The organism is Chryseobacterium gossypii (genome assembly GCF_041361455.1).
Taxonomy (GTDB): domain Bacteria; phylum Bacteroidota; class Bacteroidia; order Flavobacteriales; family Weeksellaceae; genus Chryseobacterium; species Chryseobacterium gossypii.
On record NZ_JBGCUR010000003.1, the window covers coordinates 137472 to 158330 of the forward strand.

Below are 20859 nucleotides of genomic sequence, written 5' to 3' on the forward strand. Positions count from 1 at the left end.
TTGAATATTTTAGAAAAACAAACCATTAAGAAAGTCTTAATGGTCCGGTATTTTTATTTTAAACTTTATCTTTAAGCCAGCTGTACAGGATTTCATTAAATTCATCCGGCTTTTCCATCATTGCTGCATGACCACATTTATCAATCCAGAACAGATCTGAATTCGGGATAAACTTATGCATATCCTCCGCGACCTCCGGGGGGGTCACATTATCCTGCTTTCCCCAGATAATACATGTAGGACAAGTGATCTTAGGAAGATCGTTCAGCATATTGTGTTTGATAGCACTTCTTGCAAGCATAACGGTTTTGATCCCCTTCATCCTGTCATTCACCACATTGAAGACCTCATCTACCAGATCCTCGGTAGCCACAGAAGGATCGTAGAAAACCTCTTCCGTTTTTTTCCGGATATAAGAACGGTCATTTTTTCTTGGAAAGCTATCCCCGAAAGTTCTTTCATATAGCCCCGAGCTCCCGGTCAGTACAAGATTTTTTACCAGGTCCGGCCTTGCCAGTGTTAATATCAGGCCTATATGGCCTCCCATAGAATTTCCAACAATAGTTACAGGTTCTGAGATATGCGTATCTATAAACCTGATAATATATTTTGCAAGAGTAGTAAGATTCGTATTGAGTACTGGCAAATCGTAGATAGGTAACTGAGGAACATATACTTTAAATCCTCTGCTTGAAAAAAAATCTACCATTTTATCAAAATTACTCAATCCACCCATCAGACCGTGCAAAAGCACCAATGGATGTCCCTCTCCCGCCTCTACAAAGGTATATTTCTTTTCTTTTTTTGTACTAAATATCATAAAACGCCTTAATAAAGCCTTGCAAAAATACAAATTAAACCTCAAAAATATTTTGATATGCCTAATTTAAAATAAAAATAATATAATAATCCGGTTTTTCCTGTTTTTTTTCAAAAGCTCTTATTATGGCTTAAATAACGTAGTTCCCAAAACGCAAAAGATCAACCACTTATGGCACAGGCATTCAATCTTTAATAAAACTTATTAACATTAAGTCAAAAAGTGGGAAAAAGTGGGAAATTTTGGAAATATTTATATAAATTTGTCCCAAATGAAGAATTTCATCGGAACATATGAGTGTAAAATTGACGACAAAGGTCGCTTAAAAGTGCCTTCATCTCTGATCAAACAGATGGAGAACTTTGAGGATAAGGCATTTGTGGTTAAACGCTCCGTGTTCCAGCCTTGTCTTGAAGTTTACCCGATGAATGCCTGGGATAAGCTAATGGGCAAAATTAATAAACTAAACAGATTCATTAAAAAGAATGCTGATTTCATAAGAATGTTTACGGCAGGAGTAAAAACAGTAGAACTGGATAATGCAGGAAGATTACAGATATCAAAAGACCTTACTCATTTCGCAAATCTTCAGAAGGATATTGTGATTACAAGTGCGGGAGAATTATTTGAGATCTGGGATAAGGAAGCCTATGAAAAGGTTATTTCTACCAATGAAGCCGATTTCGCAAGCCTTGCCGAAGATGTGATGGGCACTTTCGATGAAGAATAATACGCTGTTAAAGAAGCGAAAAAAACACAACTAAGCATGTATCATAATCCCGTTTTGTTGAAGCAAAGTGTTGATGATTTGGTGACGAATCCTGATGGAACTTATGTAGACTGTACTTTCGGAGGAGGAGGTCATTCAAGGGAAATATTGAACAGGCTTTCTGAAAAAGGAAGACTCTTCAGCTTTGATCAGGATCTGGATGCCCTTAAAAATACTATTGATGATCCGAGATTTACACTCATCAATCAGAATTTCAGATTCCTGGAAAACTCTCTGCTGATGTACGGCGTTTCCGAAACAGACGGAATACTGGCGGACTTAGGAGTATCTTCGCATCAGTTTGATGAGGCGGAAAGAGGATTTTCTACAAGGAGCAACGCACCATTGGATATGAGGATGAATGTGATGCAGAACCTTGATGCCAAAAGAGTCATCAATGAATATGAGGAAGAAGAGCTGGCAGACCTGTTTTATTACTATGGAGAATTAAGGGAGGCAAGAAAGCTGGCAAGGGAAATAGTTCATCACAGAAAAACGAAAAGCATAGAAACCACAGAGGACCTGAAGAAACTATTCAGCTATATTCCTCAGCATAAAGCAAATAAGTTCTATGCACAACTCTTTCAGGCGATAAGAATTGAAGTAAACCAGGAGCTTGAAGTTTTAAAAGAAATGCTCGTTCAGGCCTACAGAATCCTGAAGCCCGGCGGAAGGCTGGTGGTGATTTCCTATCATTCCCTGGAAGACCGCCTGGTAAAAAGATTTTTGAAGAACGGAATGTTTGAAGGAGAACCGGAAAGGGATATCTACGGGAATTATAAAAAGGCCTTTGAGCTGCTGAAAAGCAAGGCAGTCATCCCTGATGATAAGGAAGTAGAAGAAAATCCGAGAGCAAGAAGCGCCAAGATGAGAACAGGGATAAAGATGTAAAAAGCAGATTAAACCGTAAAACAACTGATAATAAAGCTTTGGCAAAAAAGACAACATATCGTCCACAGAAAAAACTCACTTTTATAGATATTATAAAAGGGAATTTTCTCAACCGCGATGAGATAAAGATGCACTACAAGTATTTTTTATTGTTGTTTGTGCTGATGATGGCCATGATCTACAGCAATCATCTTGTAAACAAGAAGATAAAGATCGTCAACGCCTTAAAAGAAGAAACGGAAGAATATAAATCAAGAAACGCTTATGCGCAAAGTAAGCTGATCAAAGTAAAAATGGAATCGGAACTGGGGAAAGAAGTTGCTCGGGATTCTTTAATGACTCTGGAAAACCATCCCCACAAACTATTAATAAAGCTGGATAGTACGGATGCAAAAGCAAAATGAATACGACAACAAACGTAAAAAAACGTTAAGATGGGGCTACCTCTTCGCAGTGGTAGCTTTGTGCGTGTTTGTCATGTTTTTGGCAAGAATCGTCATTCTTCAGAATACCAACGTTCAGGAGATCAAAGACGATTACATTAATAAAAACTACCGTGAGGCCACTTTAAAAGCTGCCCGCGGAAACTTATTCGCTTCTGACGGTTCAATATTGGCCACCACAGTAATGCGTTATGACATCTATCTGGATTTCAAGACCATTAAAGACACTGTGTATACGAACAATATCGGGGCTCTGACAGATTCTTTAAGTAAAATGTTCGGAAAGCCAAGAGCAGAGTTCAGAAAAAGGTTTGACGAGCAGAGAAAAAAGAAAAATCAATATTATTCCCTGGTTAAAGGACTTGATTTTGATGAATATGACAGGATCAGGAAGTTCCCGATCTTTAAAAAAGGCAAAAACAAAGGAGGCTTCATTGTAGACCGGAATTACAGAAGAGAGCTGGCAACCTCGGAAATAGGAGCCGGAACCATCGGGATAGACAATGGTGAATATAAATCCGGCCTCGAAGGCGCTTTTTCCAAGTATCTGACGGGAACTGACGGAAAAAGGCTGGAGCAAAGAATCAATTCATCCCAATGGAAACCTATTGATTACTGGAAGGTTCAGGAACCCATCGACGGCGAGGATGTCTATACCACCCTTGATCTCAGGATCCAGGACATAGCCCACTCTGCCCTTGAAAAACAGCTCATCAATTTCGAAGCAAAGCACGGAACCGTTATCGTAATGGAGGTGAATACCGGAAAAGTCCGTGCCCTGGTGAACCTTAGAAGAACGGAAGAGGGAGATTATGTAGACTCTTACAATTATGCTTTAAAAGACAATATCGAGCCCGGCTCCACATTCAAAACCATTTCCCTGCTGGCGGCAATGGATGACGGCTTTATCGATGAGAACACAACCGTAAATGTAGGTAACGGCGTATGGACATACGCCAAACAAAGGATCTCTGATGGTCACGGGGGTGGCACCTATGATATCAGCGATGTTCTGGCCAAATCAAGCAATGTGGGAACAGCAAAGCTGATCACAAAATATTATGCCGATAAACCCCAGATTTTTCTGGACCATCTGAGACGATGGAAACTGTTTGATAAAATGGACATTGAGCTTCCGGGAATTACAAAGCCCAAAATCGTAACTCCCGAAAATAAAAGGTGGAATGCCGCTACCCTGGCTTCCATTGCCTACGGATATTCATCCAATATCAACCTGCTGCAGCTGACAACCTTCTATAACGGCGTTGCCAATGGCGGCAAAATGCTTAAGCCTTTATTCATTGATAAAATCATGAAAGACGGGAAGGTAATCTACCAGGCAAAACCCGAGGTAATGGTAAATAAAATGGCTTCGGAAAAGGCAATAAAGATGATGACCCATGCATTAACCAAAGCCGTGGAAAAAGGAACGGCCAAAAGTATTTTTACCCCCAACCTGAAAATGGCTGGTAAAACAGGAACAGCCAGGTTTGAATACTGGCTTCCGGGACCTATGAAATACAGGGCCTCGTTTGCAGGCTTCTATCCGGCAGACAATCCAAAATATACCTGCTATGTGATGATCAGCGAGCCGAATACTGCAAAAGGATTCTACGGAGCAATCGTATCTGCACCTGTTTTTAAGGAAATTGCAGGAAAAACGTTCCTGAAAACACCACAGAACATTGAAAAAGAAATGCTTGTGGACAAAAAGGTAAACCTGAGTAAAATGGTTGATCCTAATGTGAAAATTGTGGTAAACAACAAACAGATGCCTAACGTTGTAGGACTGATCGGTAAAAACGTGATTCCGCAACTGGAAAATCTGGGCTACCGTGTTGATTACAAAGGAGTCGGCAGAATTAAAGAACAATTCCCTCTTGAGGGTACAACCATCAGTAAGAACCAGAGGATCTATCTATCCCTGCAAAATTGATTGGATCAGAATCAGCCTGAACAGGATGGCTTAATAAGAATAGGACGGCTTATTGAAAATAATGGAATTGGGAATCTAAAACCCCAGCAATATAAAATGATAATAGCAGAATTATTAAACAGGGTGCCAGTTTTGGAAGTCCACGGTGATCAGAACCGTGAGGTCTCCGAATTGGTATTCGACAGCAGAAAAGTTACGGAGAATGCTCTTTACATTGCAATAAAAGGAACCGTTGCAGACGGGCACTCATTTATTGCTTCTTCTGTTGCCAAAGGAGCCAGGGCAGTTGTTTGCGAAGAACTTCCCCAAACCCTGGATGATAATGTCACCTATATCAGAGTAAAGGACTCATCTAAAGCCTTAGGATATCTGGCTTCCAATTTTTACGGAAATCCTTCCCGGCAGTTAAAACTGGTAGGAGTTACCGGAACCAACGGGAAAACATCAGTTTCAACCTTATTATTCGATGTATTCAAAAACCTGGGTTATGATTCTGCCTTGCTATCAACCGTGGAGATCAGGATCGGGAGCAAAACCATCCCGGCAACCCATACAACCCCGGATGTCATTACCATCAATAAGATCCTGGCCCAGGCTGTAGATGAAGGATGCGAATTTGCCTTTATGGAAGTAAGCTCCCACGGCATTGCTCAAAACAGGATCGAAGGTCTTCACTTTAAAGTGGCAGGGTTTACCAATATTACCCATGATCATCTGGACTATCATAAAACTTTTGATGAATATCTGAAAACCAAAAAAAGGTTTTTTGACGAGCTTGAAGATTCTGCCGTTGCCATTACCAATATGGATGACAAAAACGGTTCGGTAATGCTTCAGAATACGAAGGCCAAAAGAAAATCTTATGCTTTGAAGACCATGGCGGATTACCATGGAAGGCTTCTCGAAGTTGATTTCAACGGGATGTTATTGAATTTCAACGGAAAGGAATTCTGGACGGCACTTACGGGAAAATTCAATGCCTACAACCTGCTGCTCGTCTTTGGAATAGCTTCCGAACTGGGATTTGAACAGGACGAGATCCTTCAGGCTATAAGCAGGTTAAAAAGAGTTTCCGGAAGATTCGAGACCTTTAAATCAGATGGAGGAATATTCTTCATTGTAGATTATGCACATACGCCGGACGCGCTGGAAAACATCCTGGACAGCATCAATGACATCAGAACAAAAAATGAAAGGCTGATCACGGTTTTCGGATGCGGAGGAGACAGGGATCACTCGAAAAGACCAGAAATGGGGAATATCGCCACAAAAAAATCAACCCTGGCCATTATTACCTCAGACAACCCGAGAACAGAAGACCCGGCACAAATCATAAAAGAAATTGAAGCAGGCGTTGAACCACAGAACTTCAGCAAATATACTTCAATTCCGGACAGAAAAGAAGCCATAAAAATGGCCATAAAGTTTGCAGAACCGAAAGATATTGTTCTGGTAGCCGGAAAGGGCCACGAGACTTATCAGGAGATCAATGGTGTAAAGCATCATTTTGATGATAAAGAAGTAATTAATGAGCTTTGGAAATTGATGGGGAAATAACCCTTTAAAAAAAGAAAACATATGCTATATTATCTATACGAATATCTTACAAGTCAGGGGATTCACATCCCGGGGCTGGGAATGTTGAAATATATCTCTTTCCGCGCCGGAATGTCCGTTCTGCTGTCTTTAACCATAGCTCTTGTTTACGGAAAAAGAATCATTAATTTCCTGAGAGCAAGGCAGATGGGTGAACTCGTCCGCGATCTTGGGCTGGCCGGCCAGAAACAAAAAGAAGGCACCCCTACCATGGGAGGCCTCATCATCATTCTGGCAACCATTATCCCTGTTTTGTTGTTTACGAGGATCACCAATGTTTATATCGTCCTTCTGCTTGTTTCCGTACTTTGGATGGGCGCGATCGGGTTTCTGGATGATTACCTGAAAAAAATAAAGAAAAATAAAGACGGCTTAAGCGGGAAGTTCAAGATTGTAGGGCAGGTCGGTTTAGGACTGATTGTTGGGATCACCATGTATTTCCATCCGGATATAACCGTTAAAAGAAAATATGCAGATGCCAAGGTAGTCAACAGGAACAATGTAGAACAGAATTTTATGCCGACGGAAAAAATTACGGTTTCCACAGTTCCTTTTGCCAAAAACAACGAATTCGATTATAGTGGTATTTTATTCTGGATGAATGATAAAGAAGCTCATGAATGGGCATGGATCGTCTTTATCCCGATAGTAATCTTTATTGTAACGGCTGTTTCAAACGGTGCCAACATTACGGACGGCATCGATGGCCTTGCCGCAGGAACAAGCGCAGTGATTCTGCTTACGCTTGCCTTCTTTGCTTATATTTCGGGGAATATCATTTTTGCAGATTACCTCAACATAATGTTCCTTCCGAACATGGGAGAAACCACCATTTTCGCAGTCGCTATGGTAGGGGCTGTGATCGGCTTCTTTTGGTATAATACCTATCCCGCCCAGGTTTTTATGGGAGATACGGGAAGTTTGATGCTTGGGGGAGTAATTGCCGTTCTTGCGATTATTCTTAGAAAGGAGCTTATGATTCCTGTCCTATGCGGAATTTTCCTGATCGAGAACATCTCGGTAATGCTTCAGGTGGCGGTTTTCAAATACAGAAAGAAAAAATACGGGCTGGAATATGCCCAGAACAATAGATTATTCAGAATGTCCCCTTTACATCATCACTATCAGAAGGGAGGCTTTCATGAAAGTAAAATCGTGAACAGAATGATCATTATTGGTGTCATGCTGGCCATTATATGTTTAATAACACTGAAAATGAGATAAATAAAAAGTATTGATGTATAAGCTCAAACCATATACATTTTTACATTTTGAAAAAAATTTAATATGAAAATAGTTGTTTTAGGAGGAGGAGAAAGCGGTTGCGGTGCTGCTTATCTGGCTAAGAAGCAGGGTATGGAAGTTTTTCTTTCAGACAAGGGAGCCATTAAAGATAACTATAAGCAGTTCCTGATTGATCATGACATTGAGTTTGAAGAAGAAAATCACAATGAAGGAAGAATCCTGGATGCGGATTGGATCGTAAAAAGCCCGGGAATTCCGAAAAAAGCCGATATAATCCAAAAGATCCATGAAAAAAGGATAAGGCTTTCTTCCGAAATTGAATTTGCTTCCGAATTTACCGATGCCAAAATCATAGCCATAACAGGAAGTAACGGAAAAACAACCACCACATCCCTGATCTATTACATTCTGAAGAATGACGGTTTAAACGTAGGTTTAGGGGGAAACATCGGATACAGCTTCGCCAAGCAGGTGGCCGATGAAAATCATGAATATTATGTCCTGGAGGTGAGCTCCTTTCAGCTGGATGATATTCAGAACTTCAGGCCTTATATCTCTTTATTGCTGAATTTGTCACAGGACCATCTGGATCAGTACAACTACAACTATGAGGAATATGCCCTGGCCAAGTTCAGAATCACTGAAAACCAGGAAAATGATAACTTTTTCATCTACAATAAAGACGATGAAATGAGTAAAAACCTGCTGGAAAAATTAGAGATTAAAGCGAAAATGATCCCTTTTTCCACAAAGGAAAAGATGCCTGAAGGAGGTTTTATAGACGATGATAAAATCGTGGTGAAGCTAAAGGATGAATTCTCAATGAAAATTGAAGAACTGTCGTTGTTAGGAAACCATAATGTGGCCAACAGCCTGGCAGCCTCGATTGCAGGTAAGATCCTGGAGATCAACAACGAAAGTATCAGAAATTCACTAATGACCTTTCAGGCGGTTGAGCACAGGCTGGAATTTGTAACTGAAATCGATGGTGTAAAATACATCAATGACAGTAAGGCTACCAATGTAAACGCCACCTATTATGCTCTTGAAAGCATGAAAACCCCGACAGTATGGATCGTGGGAGGTCAGGATAAAGGAAATGATTACTCGGAAATCGAGGAGCTGGTTAAAAGAAAAGTAAAAGCGATCGTCTGTTTAGGGGTTGATAATCAGAAAATTATAAACTTCTTTAAAGATAAAAAAGAGTTTATATATGACACCTCCAATATGGAAGAAGCGGTAAGGATCTCAAAATCAGTTGCCAAAAAGGGAGATACCGTCTTATTGTCTCCGTGCTGCGCAAGCTTTGATTTATTCAAGAACTATGAGGACAGAGGACGCCAGTTTAAGGAACAGGTTTTAAAAAATAAGTAAAATAACGTGGTAGGCACACACCGCATATTTTACAAGAATACAATGCTATGGACGAACAGAACACAGAAAGCAGATTTGAATTTCTAAAGGGCGATAAAGTGCTTTGGATGGTCATTCTTGTGATCTCCATTTTCTCTATTTTCCCTGTATACTCTGCAAGTTCAAATCTGGAATATATTGTTAATAACGGAACCACTACGGGTCACGTTATCAAACACATGTTCTTTGTGGTCTTAGGCTTGGGGATCATGAGGCTGGTCGGAACCGTAAAATATGAATATATCGGGAAGCTCAGCAGCATTTTGCTCGGTTTAATGATTGTCCTGCTGATTATTACCATGTTCACCGGACAAACCATTGACGGAGCCAGCGCTTCCAGATGGCTGAAAATCCCGGGAACCCCCATTTCATTCCAGCCATCCTCATTTGCCTTTTTAATGCTGATCATCTATCTGTGCAGGTATCTGACGAAAAAAATAACAAGAGAAAGGCTTCCGATTGAGAATATCATGTATATTTTCGGGCCTATCCTGCTGGTTTTTGTATTGGTGGCAAAAGATAATGGCTCAACGGCATTGATGATCCTGATGGTTTCTGTAATTGTCCTGATTATCGGACAGCTTCACTGGAAATATATTGCAGGATTTATATCCACCTCATTTGTAGCTATTGTCTTATTTCTGCTGATCGCATTAAATACCAATCTTATCGGCGGAAACCGTGTTCATACATGGATGAGCCGGATCGAGACATTTACTTCCAGTAAAGCAAAGACAGCAGATACTGACGATGAAAGCATAAAAGCGAAAAATTACCAGGTCATGCAGGCCAAGGCAGCTATCGTACATGGTGGAATCACAGGGATGGGGCCGGGAAAAAGCGCATTAAAACAAATGCTCCCGCAATCGGCCTCCGATTTTATCTTCGCCATCATTGTTGAAGAATACGGGCTGATAGGAGCTGTCTTTCTGATAAGTATGTACCTGATCATGATGATCAGGATCGTGATGATAGCCAGTAAAATGCCCGCGTTTTTCGGCTCTTTGCTTGTGCTGAGCCTGGGAGTAATGATCTTCATACAGCTTTCGGTAAATATTGCCGTAGCCGTGAACCTGATCCCGGTAACAGGACAGCCGCTCCCGCTGATAAGCTATGGAGGAACATCAATGCTGGTAACCTACCTTCAGCTGGGGATCATATTAAATGTAAGCTCAAGAATCCAGATCTATGATGAGGAAGGAATGGGCAAAAAACAAAGTATAGCGGAAATAAATGATATAGCATGACCTTCCGCCAAGGTCTGGACTTAAAAAAACAGAAAGAAATGAACAAAAGACTAAAAGTATTATTATCAGGTGGAGGCACGGGAGGACATATCTTTCCCGCCATTGCCATTGCAGACGAGATCAGAAAAAGGTTTCCCGATGCAGAGTTTTTGTTCATTGGGGCCAACGGCAAAATGGAAATGGAAAAGATTCCGCAGGCCGGTTATAAAATTGAAGGGATCGATATCTCCGGTATCGACCGGGGGAACCTTTTATCCAACCTGGGGCTGCCTTTTAAAATTTTAAAAAGTCTGTCCAGATCCAAAAAGATCATTAAAGATTTTGCTCCGGATCTGGCTATCGGCACTGGTGGTTTTGCCAGCGGGCCCGCTCTCTATGAAGCCAGCCGGTTAGGCATCCCGATCTTCATTCAGGAACAGAATGCACATGCGGGGGTAACCAATAAGATCTTAAGCAGGAAAGCCAAAGCTGTTTTTACAGCTTATCCTGAAGTAGAAGGCTTTCCAAATGATAAAATAAAATTCCTGGGTAATCCCATCCGTGAAAATATAGTGTCAGGAATGCAGCCAACCGCCCAGGCCAAAGAGAAAATGGGATTAAATAAAGATAAGCTCACCATTCTCTCAGTAGGTGGCTCTTTAGGATCAAGAACACTGAACAATGCGTGGAAAGATCATTTAAATGATATTATCAGTAAAGACCTTCAGCTTATCTGGCAAACAGGAAAGCTGGATTATAAAGATATAAAAGAAGGAACCGCATCTGCGGACAGCAGCAATATTCAGATCCTGGAATTTATTAAGGATATGGAAACTGCTTATTCTGCAGCGGATATCATTGTTTCCAGGGCGGGAGCTATCGCTATTTCAGAACTGGCTGTGGCCAAAAAGCCGGCTTTGCTGGTGCCCTTCCCTTTTGCAGCGGAAGATCATCAGACTAAAAACGCAATGAACCTGGTACAAAAAAATGCAGCCAGGATGGTGAAGGACTCTGAAATGAAAGAAAAATTCTGGAAAACACTACAGGAAATATGTGAGAATGAAGGTTTAAGAAAAGAGATGGCCGAAAACCTGACCTATTTTGCCAAACCGGATGCCGCTAGAGAAATTGTAGACGAAATTGTAAAAAACATAAATATAGCCTGATATGAAAACCAAATTACTCACCACCCTGCTGATTTGCTTTTTTGTAAATCTGTTCACAGCCCAGACGCTGGTGAAACCCGCTGACATTAAAATGTCATCCATAGCAGAGTTTTTGAAGGGCAAAGGCTACACCATTTTAGAGCAGAAAGACACCTTTATCAAAATAGAGAACAAGAATAAGGCGGTACTGTTCATGGATATTGACGAAGGAAAGAAATACATCAATCTGAATGAGAATATCCTCGTAAAAAAAGATGCTGCCAAGGAAAAGATCGATCATCTTCTCCTTGATATCAATAACCTGGCCATGATAAAGGCAGATTACCTGCCCAGCCAGAACTCCGTAGGCTTCCAGTATTTTTTCTGGATTACCAACGGATTTACCTATGAAACACTGGAAGATGCCATAATAGAATTCTTCTTATACCAGGGAGACGCGTACGGACTGGATAAAGACAAGATTTTCGATTATCAATAATATTTATACAGAGAATGAAATTATTAGAAACATATCAGACTTTTTACTTTGTGGGGATCGGAGGCATCGGGATGAGTGCTTTGGCACGTTATTTCAATGCTTCAGGTAAAAAAGTTTCGGGTTATGATAAAACCAATACAAAACTTACTCAGGAACTGATGAAGGAAGGGATTGATATTGTTTTCGAGGATCTCATTGATGAAAGGATAACTTCTCTTCAGAAGGAAAAAACACTGGTGATTTATACCCCTGCCATTAAAACATTGGGAATATTGGATTATTTCAACCAGAATCATTTTGAGGTTTTAAAACGGGCCAAGGTTTTAGGCCTGATCACGGAAAACACGGAATGCATTGCCATTGCCGGAACCCATGGTAAAACCACCACTTCTACCCTTGTATCCCATCTGTGCAAAGAAGCGGACCTGCCTTTTTCATGCTTCCTGGGTGGTATTGCTGAAAACTTCAGGTCAAACTTCCTGTATAACGGCTCAAAATATTCAGTGGTAGAAGCGGATGAATATGACCGTAGCTTCCTTAACCTTTCCCCCGACTGGGCGGTAGTAACCTCTACAGACGCTGATCATCTGGACATCTATGGGGATAAAAACCATATTGAGGAAGGTTTCCGGCAGTTTGCCGCTCTCGTTCCGGCTGATAAACAACTATTTGTAAGAAAAGGGATCGAAATCGGCAGAGATCATCAGACCTATGCCGTCAATGAAAAAGCTGATTATTATTCTGACAATCTCAGAATGGATCATGATAAAATTTATTTTGATTTTCACACGCCCACGGAAACGGTCAGGGATTTTGTCTGGGAAATACCGGGCATTCACAATGTGGAAAATGCAACGGCAGCACTGGCCATCCTTTATAATTTAGGTGTGGATTTCAGCACTTTAAAAGAAGCCCTTGCCGGTTTCAAAGGCATCAAAAGAAGGTACACCAAGCATATCTATAAAAACGGTAAAATTTATATTGATGACTATGCCCACCATCCTACGGAAATCAATGCTGTGATGGGATCAATAAGAACATTTTACCCCGGAAAGAAACTACTGGTGGTCTTCCAGCCCCATCTCTTCAGCAGAACAAGGGACTTTGCAGACGGTTTTGCAGAAAGCCTGGGTAATGCCGATGAGCTCATTTTGCTGGATATTTATCCGGCCAGGGAGCTTCAGGAAAACTTTGAAGGCATCACTTCAGAATGGCTGCTGGAAAAGGTGAATTTGTCCCGTAAGGAAGTATCAGCATTGTCCGGTGCTTTTGAAAAGATAAAGCAGAAAGATTTTGACATTCTTCTCACTGTAGGCGCAGGAAATATAGACACCCTGTATGACCCTCTTACGGAATGGTTAAGCTCTGATCCGGCAAAAGCATAGTAAGTGCATAATATATATATATTGAATGAATAAAATAACATAAGTACACTGTACTTTTTATTGTACAGAAAAATATGAAAAATAAATACAGAATATTAAAAATTGCTATCACAGTAATCATCCTTGGATTCCTGCTGAGCTTCTCATTGAAGAGATTCAGCAACCAGAAGATTACGGATAATAAAATTTCTGTAAAAATGAATGAAAAAACTCCGGTTTATTTCATCGATGAAAAAGATATTAAGGAAATAGTAAAAAAAGAAAACCCTTCGGGAAAAGTGGGAGATCTCAATATCCCTGCCCTGGAAAAAAAGATCAATGCACTCCCTGCCGTTGACAGTGCCAATGTTTATCTCAACCTGAACGGAAAACTTAACCTGGATATCAGACAAAGGGTTCCTGTTTTCAGATTAAACTACAATGGAAAGGATGTCTATGTGGATGAAAAGGGAATTGAGTTCCCTATTTCCAGAACCTACTCACATCCGTGCATGCTGGTAACGGGAAATGTAAAACCGGAAGAATACCGAAAACTGGCTGATCTTATTGAAAAAATCAACAAGGATGATTTTTGCAGGAAATATTTCATCGGGATATCGAAAGACAAAGGTGATTATAACCTTCTTACCAGTGAAGGAAACTATAAAGTGGAAATCGGTGACCTGGATAATATAGACTTTAAGGTAAAAGGATTCAAAACATTTGTGGAAAAATATCTCGTTTACCAGGACCCGCAAAAATACAGTATGGTCTCTGTAAAGTATCAGAACCAGATAGTGACCACCCTGAATCCTTATTTTAAAGAAAATGACAGCATCCTAAAAGCAGGTCATAAAGAGCTGGAGAAGGCCCCGGCTATGGTATCCGTCAGTAAAAATGAAGCAAGACCCAGAACGGCAGAGACCAAAAAGCCCGCTGCTCTGAAACCTAAGGAAAAGCCGGCCCCCAAAACATCAGCTTCCCGGAAAGAAGCACAAAAAGCGGAAAAGAAATCGGCGGCACCAAAGCCGAAAACAAAAGCAAAAGTAAAAATAGAATAAAAGGAAGGCCCAAAGAGATGACTGCAAACCAAGACGGGCCCGATTATAGATAGGGAATAAAATCAAATCGATATAAACAATGGAAAATCAAGAGTATTCAGTAGGTCTGGACATAGGGACAACAAAGATTGTCGCTATTGTTGGAAGGAGGAATGCACACGGGAAAATAGAAGTTCTCGGTGTTGGGAAGGCTAAGAGTCTTGGTGTTCATAAAGGTATTGTGAATAATATCTCACAGACCATTAATTCAATCAAGGCTGCTGTGTCTGAAGCACAGTCGAGTGCGGGAGTGCCGATCCGTAAAGTTACGGTAGGAATTGCAGGAAAGCATATCCGCTCTCTGCAGCACTCCGATTATATTATGCGTGAACACCCGGATAAGTTTATCACAGATGATGACATCGAAGCATTGAAGGATCAGGTAAAAAAGCTGGTCATGCTTCCCGGGGAAGAAATTATCCATGTACTTCCTCAGGAATATAAAGTGGATTCCGAAGGCGAGATCCAGGAGCCTATAGGTATGCACGGAAAACGTCTGGAAGCCAATTTCCACGTAGTAGTAGGGCAGATGGGCAGCATCAGGAATATTGCCAGATGCGTAAGAGAAGCAGGCCTGGAAATGGAAGCCCTTACCCTGGAACCTTTGGCCTCTTCGGAATCGGTACTTACAAAAGAGGAAAAAGAAGCCGGGGTAGCGATCGTAGATATCGGCGGCGGTACTACGGATATCGCTATTTTTAAAGATAATATCATCCGCCATACCTGTGTAATCCCTTATGGTGGCGGGATCATTACGGAAGATATTAAAGAAGGCTGTTCGATTATCGAAAAACATGCGGAGCAACTGAAAGTAAAATTCGGGTCTGCGGTTCCTGAGCTTGAAAAAGACAGCACCTATGTTACCATACCCGGACTTCATGGAAGACCGGATAAGGAAATTTCCCTGAAAACACTGGCCCAGATCATCAATGCCAGGGTGGAAGAAATTCTTGAAATGGTCAATACCGAGCTAAAAGCCTATGGTGCCTTTGAACAAAAGAAAAAACTGATTGCAGGAATAGTACTCACGGGCGGTGGATCTAACCTGAAACACCTGCGTCAGCTTGCCAATTATACTACAGGATTTGACAGCAGGATAGGTTTTGCCAATGAATATATCGCCAATGACAAGAACCAATACCTGAAAGGCCCTGAATTTGCAACATCTATCGGGTTACTAATGGAAAGCCTGAAAATCAGGGATAAGAAACAGAATACCGTGACCGAGGAGCCTGTTCAGGAAAAACCTCAGCAGGAAACGGCACCGGTATCCGCTGAAACGCCTCGGCAGACCCAGCAGGCAGCACCGGCCCCGGAGCAGCAGCAAGCAGGAAGCGAACAGCAGGAAAACAAAAAAGCGAAACTGACCTTTGGCCAGTCGCTTATGGAAAAAGTAAAAAAATTCTTTGAAGAAGTAGAATAAAATTATAAATGATGAATGATAAACGATGAATACTTTCATCAGCTGTCAATAATCAATTGTGAATTATAAAAAATTATAATTATGGAAAATTTAGGGACACAGGGATTTTCATTTGATCTGCCAAAAGGAAATTCATCAATCATAAAAGTAATCGGTGTAGGCGGTGGTGGAAACAACGCACTGAAACACATGTACGAAAAAGGTATTCACGGTGTGGATTTCGTGATATGCAATACAGACGCCCAAACGCTGGACAACAATCCGGTTTCCAATAAAGTTCAGTTGGGGACTTCCATCACGGAAGGGCTTGGAGCAGGAGCCGATCCGGAAGTTGGAGAAAAAGCGGCTATAGAAAGCATCGAGGAAATCAAGGCGGCCATGGGGCAAAATACCAAAATGGTCTTTATCACTGCAGGAATGGGTGGTGGTACGGGTACCGGTGCTGCTCCTGTTATTGCTAAAGTGGCAAAAGATATGGGTATTCTGACCGTGGGTATCGTTACCGTTCCTTTCAGCTTTGAAGGAAAAAGAAGGCTTGAACAGGCCGAGAACGGGCTTGAAAAACTAAGAAGCAACGTTGATTCATTAATTGTGATCAATAACGATAAACTAAGACAGCAGTTCGGTAATCTTGGCTTTAAACAAGGGTTCTCAAAAGCCGATGAAGTTTTAACCAACGCAGCAAAAGGAATGGCAGAGGTTATTACAGGTTATTTCGATGTAAATATTGACTTCAGGGATGCCAAATCCGTGCTTCAGAATTCCGGAACAGCATTGATGTCCACGGGGGTAGCCTCTGGCGAAAACAAAGCGGAAGAAGCCGTTAAAAAAGCCCTGGATTCCCCATTACTGAATGATAATAAGATCACAGGGGCCAAAAACGTGCTGCTGCTGATCAGAAGCGGTGTGGAAGAAGTAACTATGGACGAGATCGGTGTGATCATGGATCATATCCAGAAAGAGGCCGGAAATACTGCCGATATCATTTTCGGGGTAGGTTCGGATGAAGAATTGGGAGATTCCGTAAGCGTTCTGGTTATCGCCACAGGCTTTTCAAATGACAACAAAAAATTTGCAGGCCCTACGGAAAAGATCAAAATAAGCCTGAATGATACTTTTGAAGCACCGAAAGAATCCCCGTTCAAAACCAGAGAAGAAAGAGGGGCTGTGGCTACAGATTCTTCCCATGATTTCGGAGGAAAAAATCTTTTCAGATTAGATGATGAAGACCAGGAAACGCCGCAGTTCAGAGTTACCTCTTCTGAAAAAAAAATGACCGTTGAGGAAGAGGAGGTAAAAACGGAGATCAAATTCTTTGACAGAGAGGAAGATACGGTGGACAGCCCTGAACTGGGCTGGAGAAATGAAGAAGAGCCACAAGCATTCAACCTGTTCTCTTTTGATGATGATAATGATCCTAACGACCTGGAGATCCAGTCCTTCTCATTTGAAACAGAAGAAAAGAAAGAAGAACCTCATGCAGGTCTTTCAGGTTCATATTCCGAGGAAAAGCCAGTGGAGTTTACCTTCTTCGTAAATGAATCTGTAAATGAACCGAAAGCTGATCCCGGACAAAACAAAGCTGAATCCGGTTTTCAATCCAATGCCGTTAATCAGATAACTGAAGAGCCGCTTCAAAAAGTTGAGAATTTCTTCCAGACCCTAAAAGAAGAGCCTAAAGCAGAAGAAAAGGCTGCCACTGAAAATAAAACTGAAACAGAGGCTCCGAGGTCTGATGCATCAGAATTCACTTTCGTGAATAAAACGGTAGATCAGGATAAGGTGATGGAAAGAAGGAACAAGCTAAAGGAATTTAATTCACGATATCAGAATTTTGACAATACAAATGAATTTGAATCCGTTCCTGCGTTTAAGAGAAAGAATATCTCTATTGACGGAACAAACGCTTCAGATCAGAATATCAACACCTACCTGTCTGAGAACAACGGCACTATGCAGATCCGAGAAAACAGGTTTTTAAATAAGGATGTCGATTAAGTTCTGATAATGTACCAGTCTGAAGGAAACAAAATTCGCTCGGATTGGTACATTACCCCCCTTTATCCCTTGATAAATCAATAATTATGAGTTTAGAAAATACCATCAACGAAGCCATAAAAACGGCAATGAAGGAGAAGGACAAAGTAGCTTTGGATTCCCTTCGTGCAGTGAAATCCCAAATCCTTCTTCTCAAAACAGAAGCCAAAGGAGCAGAAGTCTCGGCGGAGCAGGAAATCGCTATCCTGCAAAGGATGATCAAACAGCGTAAGGATTCTTACGAACAGTTTACCGCACAGGGACGGCAGGACCTGGCAGAAGTGGAAGAAGCGCAAATGAAGGTCATTGAGCAATTCCTGCCAAAGCAGCTCACACCGGAAGAACTGGAAGAGGAAATGAAGAAAATCATCGCTGAAACCGGTGCCGGATCCTTGAAAGATCTGGGAAAGGTAATGGGTGTTGCTTCTAAAACACTGGCCGGAAGATCTGATGGGAAAAGTATTTCCGAAATGGCTAAGAAGCTTCTCTCCTAAAAAGAAAGCGGGCCACCACGTTTCAGTTCCTGAACACGTACCCACAAACCCAAACAAGGATATCCAACCTTTGCATATCGATTTGATTAAAGAAGCCCGGAACTATTGGTTCCGGGCTTCATTTTTGGTTAATGAGATATGTCTCACTTGCAGACAACAACCATTGAATGTTCATAATGAGGGACTTCTGTTAAATTTTTTTTCATGGTTATTTGTTTTCAGAATCATTTCAAATTTAATAAATATTTTTATTTATCCTAGCTTTTAATTCACTTTTTTTTGAATATTGATATATTATTAACATTTACTTAATTCTCTTTTCCGAAACCACTGATAGTTTTTATATATTGAACAAACGTAAAGAATTGCTTAAATTTGCATAGATAAAAAACAAAAATATGTATCCAACAGACTTAGTAATGCCGATGAAGGCTGAACTTACAGATAAAGGTTTCGAAGACCTGACAACTCCATCTCAGGTAGAAGAGGCATTAAAACAACCGGGAACCACTTTACTTGTTATCAACTCTGTTTGCGGATGTGCTGCAGGCGCTGCAAGACCGGGAGTAGTATACTCATTGACAGGAGATAAGAAGCCGGACCATCTGGCAACGGTTTTTGCAGGCTATGATACAGAAGCTGTAGCAGAAGCCAGAAAACATTTGGTCCCGTTCCCTCCCAGCTCACCATGTGTGGCACTTTTTAAAGATGGGGAATTGGTTCACATGCTGGAAAGACACCACATTGAAGGAAACCCGGCAGGTGCCATTGCAGCTAACCTTCAGGCTGCTTATGACGAATACTGCTAGGAAATAATAACCCAGAAAAAAAACCGTTACAAATCTGTAACGGTTTTTTATTTTACCCTAAACTATTCCCTGAAAATTCAAATATCATTATATTTGTTGTAATGGCAACGAAAGCACTTTTCAATACTGTGGTCAACTGGTTTATCCGGCAAAGGATAGATCAGATTCAGAATTTTATGAACCATCCTATTGAAACCCAGAAAGGTATCTTATTTTCTCAATTGTTTCATGCCGAAGATACCGAATATGGCAAAAAGTATGGTTTCAATTCCATATCAAGCTATCAGGACTTTAAAAACAAGGTTCCTATTGTTACTTATGAAGATTTCGAGCCTTATATTGAAAAAGCCAGACAGGGCCATAAAGATGTAAGCTGGCCCGGCTATATCAAGCATTTCGCCAAATCTTCGGGAACAACGAACGCTAAAAGCAAATTTATTCCTATCTCTACGGAAAGTCTTGAATACTGCCACATGAAAGCGGGAAAAGATATGGTTTCCATCTATGCTAACAACCATCCTGAAAATCAACTTTTCACCAATAAAAACCTTCGCCTGGGGGGAAGTTCAGAACTATACGCGGATTTCAACACGAAATTTGGTGACCTGTCCGCCATCCTGATAGATAATCTCCCGTTCTGGGTTGAAATCACCACTACACCGAGTAAAAAAGTCTCGCTGATGTCTGAATGGGAAAGCAAGCTGAGGGCGATCATTTCAGAGGTGAAAAATGAAGACGTAGGAAGTATCCTGGGAGTGCCCAGCTGGATGATGGTTTTGCTTCAGAGGATCCTGAAAGAAACCTCCGTAGCGAATATTTCCGAGCTATGGCCCAACCTGGAAGTGTTCTTTCACGGAGGTATCAGCTTTAAACCTTATAGGGAGCAATACAAGCAGATTATCGGAAAAAGCATCAATTACTACGAGATTTATAACGCTTCCGAAGGCTTTTTCGGGATCCAGGACAGATCTGACAGTGATGAAATGCTTCTGATGCTTGATTATGGGATCTTCTACGAATTTATCCCGATGGACCAGTTCCATTTTTCCCATCCCAAGGTTGTAAGCCTGGAAGATGTTGAGCCCGGAAAAAATTATGCAATGGTGATCACCACCAATGGAGGGTTATGGAGATACCTGATCGGGGATACCGTTGTTTTCACCTCTACAAATCCCTTCAGAATAAAAATCACCGGCAGAACGAAGCATTATATCAATGCTTTCGGGGAAGAATTGATGATCACTAATGTGGAATCTGCGCTTTCAAAGGCATGCGAGGCCACCGGAGCCTGCATTACGGACTTCACCGGAGCCCCTGTTTTCATGAAGGAAAATGAAAGCGGCGCCCATGAATGGATATTTGAATTCAGTGAAAAGCCGGACAACCTGGAACATTTCATAGATGTATTTGATCAGCACCTGAAAACAATCAACTCAGATTATGAAGCCAAGAGATATAATAATATGACCCTGAAAAGGCCTATTGTACATGTTGCCAAGCCTAACCTCTTTTACAGCTGGCTAGAATCCAAGGGAAAACTGGGAGGGCAAAATAAAGTTCCAAGGCTGAGTAACGACAGGGAATATATAGATCCTTTACTGGAAATGAATAAATAAAGAAACCGCAGAGCTCTCTGCGGTTTTTTATTA

At 41.2% G+C, this 20859-nt stretch carries 18 protein-coding genes; 17 read left to right on the plus strand and 1 reads right to left on the minus strand.

Annotated elements, in window-relative coordinates; all coding sequences use genetic code 11:
- Positions 1-58 precede the first annotated feature (58 nt).
- The gene (locus ABMQ40_RS03865) at positions 59-820 is read right to left on the minus strand and encodes an alpha/beta fold hydrolase (protein ID WP_370896746.1); all 762 of its coding nucleotides are present in this window, start codon (positions 818-820) and stop codon (positions 59-61) included.
- Between the two features lie 271 nt (positions 821-1091).
- On the opposite strand from ABMQ40_RS03865, the gene mraZ reads away from it, so the two are divergent.
- The 17 genes from mraZ (at position 1092) to ABMQ40_RS03950 (ending at position 20826) form a co-directional block, all read left to right on the plus strand.
- Complete coding sequence (gene mraZ, locus ABMQ40_RS03870) at positions 1092-1550, plus strand: division/cell wall cluster transcriptional repressor MraZ (protein ID WP_370896748.1); 459 nt, start codon at positions 1092-1094, stop codon at positions 1548-1550.
- A gap of 36 nt (positions 1551-1586) precedes the next feature.
- Positions 1587-2480, plus strand: coding sequence for a 16S rRNA (cytosine(1402)-N(4))-methyltransferase RsmH (gene rsmH / locus ABMQ40_RS03875; protein ID WP_370896750.1), 894 nt, complete (start codon positions 1587-1589; stop codon positions 2478-2480).
- A 38-nt stretch (positions 2481-2518) separates the two neighbouring features.
- On the plus strand, positions 2519-2884 hold the full coding sequence (locus tag ABMQ40_RS03880; protein WP_370896752.1) for an FtsL-like putative cell division protein: 366 nt from the start codon (positions 2519-2521) through the stop codon (positions 2882-2884).
- The gene (locus tag ABMQ40_RS03885) at positions 2868-4859 is read left to right on the plus strand and encodes a penicillin-binding transpeptidase domain-containing protein (protein ID WP_370896754.1); all 1992 of its coding nucleotides are present in this window, start codon (positions 2868-2870) and stop codon (positions 4857-4859) included. The genes ABMQ40_RS03880 and ABMQ40_RS03885 overlap by 17 nt, the downstream gene beginning before the upstream one ends.
- A gap of 96 nt (positions 4860-4955) precedes the next feature.
- Entirely contained in the window at positions 4956-6416 is a 1461-nt protein-coding gene (locus tag ABMQ40_RS03890) for a UDP-N-acetylmuramoyl-L-alanyl-D-glutamate--2,6-diaminopimelate ligase (RefSeq protein ID WP_370896756.1), read from the plus strand.
- 21 nt (positions 6417-6437) lie between these two features.
- Positions 6438-7679: a phospho-N-acetylmuramoyl-pentapeptide-transferase gene (gene mraY / locus ABMQ40_RS03895; RefSeq protein ID WP_370896758.1), complete on the plus strand. Its 1242-nt coding sequence runs from the start codon at positions 6438-6440 to the stop codon at positions 7677-7679.
- A gap of 63 nt (positions 7680-7742) precedes the next feature.
- Positions 7743-9074, plus strand: coding sequence for a UDP-N-acetylmuramoyl-L-alanine--D-glutamate ligase (murD, locus tag ABMQ40_RS03900; RefSeq protein ID WP_370896760.1), 1332 nt, complete (start codon positions 7743-7745; stop codon positions 9072-9074).
- 47 nt (positions 9075-9121) lie between these two features.
- The gene (locus ABMQ40_RS03905; protein WP_370896762.1) at positions 9122-10360 is read left to right on the plus strand and encodes an FtsW/RodA/SpoVE family cell cycle protein; all 1239 of its coding nucleotides are present in this window, start codon (positions 9122-9124) and stop codon (positions 10358-10360) included.
- 38 nt (positions 10361-10398) lie between these two features.
- Entirely contained in the window at positions 10399-11505 is a 1107-nt protein-coding gene (gene murG / locus ABMQ40_RS03910) for an undecaprenyldiphospho-muramoylpentapeptide beta-N-acetylglucosaminyltransferase (RefSeq protein ID WP_370896764.1), read from the plus strand.
- 1 nt (position 11506) lies between these two features.
- Positions 11507-11983, plus strand: coding sequence for a hypothetical protein (locus tag ABMQ40_RS03915; protein WP_370896766.1), 477 nt, complete (start codon positions 11507-11509; stop codon positions 11981-11983).
- Between the two features lie 14 nt (positions 11984-11997).
- A complete protein-coding gene (gene murC / locus ABMQ40_RS03920; protein WP_370896768.1) occupies positions 11998-13368 on the plus strand; it encodes a UDP-N-acetylmuramate--L-alanine ligase in 1371 nt (456 codons plus the stop codon).
- Between the two features lie 74 nt (positions 13369-13442).
- A complete protein-coding gene (locus tag ABMQ40_RS03925; protein ID WP_370896770.1) occupies positions 13443-14408 on the plus strand; it encodes a cell division protein FtsQ/DivIB in 966 nt (321 codons plus the stop codon).
- Between the two features lie 79 nt (positions 14409-14487).
- On the plus strand, positions 14488-15870 hold the full coding sequence (ftsA, locus tag ABMQ40_RS03930; RefSeq protein ID WP_370896772.1) for a cell division protein FtsA: 1383 nt from the start codon (positions 14488-14490) through the stop codon (positions 15868-15870).
- Between the two features lie 81 nt (positions 15871-15951).
- Entirely contained in the window at positions 15952-17868 is a 1917-nt protein-coding gene (ftsZ, locus tag ABMQ40_RS03935; RefSeq protein WP_370896774.1) for a cell division protein FtsZ, read from the plus strand.
- Between the two features lie 86 nt (positions 17869-17954).
- Entirely contained in the window at positions 17955-18401 is a 447-nt protein-coding gene (locus ABMQ40_RS03940) for a GatB/YqeY domain-containing protein (RefSeq protein WP_370896776.1), read from the plus strand.
- Between the two features lie 398 nt (positions 18402-18799).
- On the plus strand, positions 18800-19210 hold the full coding sequence (locus ABMQ40_RS03945; protein WP_370896778.1) for a BrxA/BrxB family bacilliredoxin: 411 nt from the start codon (positions 18800-18802) through the stop codon (positions 19208-19210).
- A 101-nt stretch (positions 19211-19311) separates the two neighbouring features.
- Complete coding sequence (locus tag ABMQ40_RS03950) at positions 19312-20826, plus strand: GH3 auxin-responsive promoter family protein (RefSeq protein ID WP_370896779.1); 1515 nt, start codon at positions 19312-19314, stop codon at positions 20824-20826.
- The last annotated feature ends 33 nt before the right edge of the window (positions 20827-20859 follow it).

Excerpts from the sequence above, each read along its gene's own strand:
- mraY (WP_370896758.1), top strand. The coding sequence starts at position 6,438 with ATGCTATATTATCTATACGAATATCTTACAAGTCAGGGGATTCACATC.
- ftsZ (WP_370896774.1), top strand. The coding sequence starts at position 15,952 with ATGGAAAATTTAGGGACACAGGGATTTTCATTTGATCTGCCAAAAGGA.
- murD (WP_370896760.1), top strand. The coding sequence starts at position 7,743 with ATGAAAATAGTTGTTTTAGGAGGAGGAGAAAGCGGTTGCGGTGCTGCT.
- mraZ (WP_370896748.1), top strand. The coding sequence starts at position 1,092 with ATGAAGAATTTCATCGGAACATATGAGTGTAAAATTGACGACAAAGGT.
- ftsA (WP_370896772.1), top strand. The coding sequence starts at position 14,488 with ATGGAAAATCAAGAGTATTCAGTAGGTCTGGACATAGGGACAACAAAG.
- ABMQ40_RS03885 (WP_370896754.1), top strand. The coding sequence starts at position 2,868 with ATGCAAAAGCAAAATGAATACGACAACAAACGTAAAAAAACGTTAAGA.
- ABMQ40_RS03915 (WP_370896766.1), top strand. The coding sequence starts at position 11,507 with ATGAAAACCAAATTACTCACCACCCTGCTGATTTGCTTTTTTGTAAAT.
- murG (WP_370896764.1), top strand. The coding sequence starts at position 10,399 with ATGAACAAAAGACTAAAAGTATTATTATCAGGTGGAGGCACGGGAGGA.
- ABMQ40_RS03950 (WP_370896779.1), top strand. The coding sequence starts at position 19,312 with ATGGCAACGAAAGCACTTTTCAATACTGTGGTCAACTGGTTTATCCGG.
- ABMQ40_RS03890 (WP_370896756.1), top strand. The coding sequence starts at position 4,956 with ATGATAATAGCAGAATTATTAAACAGGGTGCCAGTTTTGGAAGTCCAC.
- rsmH (WP_370896750.1), top strand. The coding sequence starts at position 1,587 with ATGTATCATAATCCCGTTTTGTTGAAGCAAAGTGTTGATGATTTGGTG.
- ABMQ40_RS03940 (WP_370896776.1), top strand. The coding sequence starts at position 17,955 with ATGAGTTTAGAAAATACCATCAACGAAGCCATAAAAACGGCAATGAAG.
- ABMQ40_RS03905 (WP_370896762.1), top strand. The coding sequence starts at position 9,122 with ATGGACGAACAGAACACAGAAAGCAGATTTGAATTTCTAAAGGGCGAT.
- ABMQ40_RS03925 (WP_370896770.1), top strand. The coding sequence starts at position 13,443 with ATGAAAAATAAATACAGAATATTAAAAATTGCTATCACAGTAATCATC.
- ABMQ40_RS03865 (WP_370896746.1), bottom strand. The coding sequence starts at position 820 with ATGATATTTAGTACAAAAAAAGAAAAGAAATATACCTTTGTAGAGGCG.
- ABMQ40_RS03945 (WP_370896778.1), top strand. The coding sequence starts at position 18,800 with ATGTATCCAACAGACTTAGTAATGCCGATGAAGGCTGAACTTACAGAT.
- murC (WP_370896768.1), top strand. The coding sequence starts at position 11,998 with ATGAAATTATTAGAAACATATCAGACTTTTTACTTTGTGGGGATCGGA.